Raw genomic sequence first — 721 nt, 5'->3', positions numbered from 1 at the left:
TCGCATCCGCAGGTATGGTTCGCGCCACAGGGACGTCGCGCAGCGGGCGCTTGAACACGCGCGATAGACCGGCAACCACCGCCGGGCTCTGAACACCGGCGGCGCATGGCGCATGAACGTGGGAGGCGGCGGTCGGGCCGAGTCCGTAGGTTACATCGGCGGCACGACGCCGTTTTTCTCGACGAGAATTCGTTGCGCGTTAAACGCGCCGCCCGCCCCCGCGGTTGCCGTTACGATAACCTTCTTTCCCTCGGTAAGGTCGGAGCGGTCGGCTGGGATGAATGCCACGACGGGCACATTGGCGGGCACGGTCACCGTATTGCTGCCGCCTTTGTACGAAAGCTGCAGGACGTTGCCGCTCGTCGACTTCACGACGGAATCGACATTCGCGTTCGTCATCGTGCTGTTCGGCCCAAGGTCGAACGCGCGGTGTCCTTCACCGGTGCCGCGTGCGGATTCGTCGAACACGTGTACTTCGGTGGCTGTCATCTTTCCGTCCACGCCGGTCGTGGCCGCGGTGCCAATGAAGGAGCCGGGTTTGATGTCAGAGAGCTTGATCTTCTTGACTGCGCTGATCGTGAGATTCGAAGGGAGCGTGACCGGGACCGTGTCGCCGCTGTTGCGATGGACGACCAGCATGTCGCCTTTCAGCGAGACAATGTCGCCGCGGATACGGGTGACCTTGGCCGCGGGAGCCTGAGCCAGCGCTGCGGTGCTTGCG

1 protein-coding gene is annotated in these 721 nt (G+C 63.8%); it reads right to left on the bottom strand.

The window, feature by feature from the left end:
• Nucleotides 1-150: 150 nt before the first annotated feature.
• A partial coding sequence (locus tag AWB69_RS45390; protein ID WP_063978069.1) for a hypothetical protein occupies nucleotides 151-721 on the bottom strand: 571 nt, incomplete at its 5' end.

The sequence above is a fragment of the Caballeronia udeis genome (assembly GCF_001544555.2).
Classification (GTDB): domain Bacteria; phylum Pseudomonadota; class Gammaproteobacteria; order Burkholderiales; family Burkholderiaceae; genus Caballeronia; species Caballeronia udeis.
The sequence above is the reverse complement of the archived record's forward strand: the minus strand, read 5'-3'. Positions and strand labels throughout refer to the sequence as shown.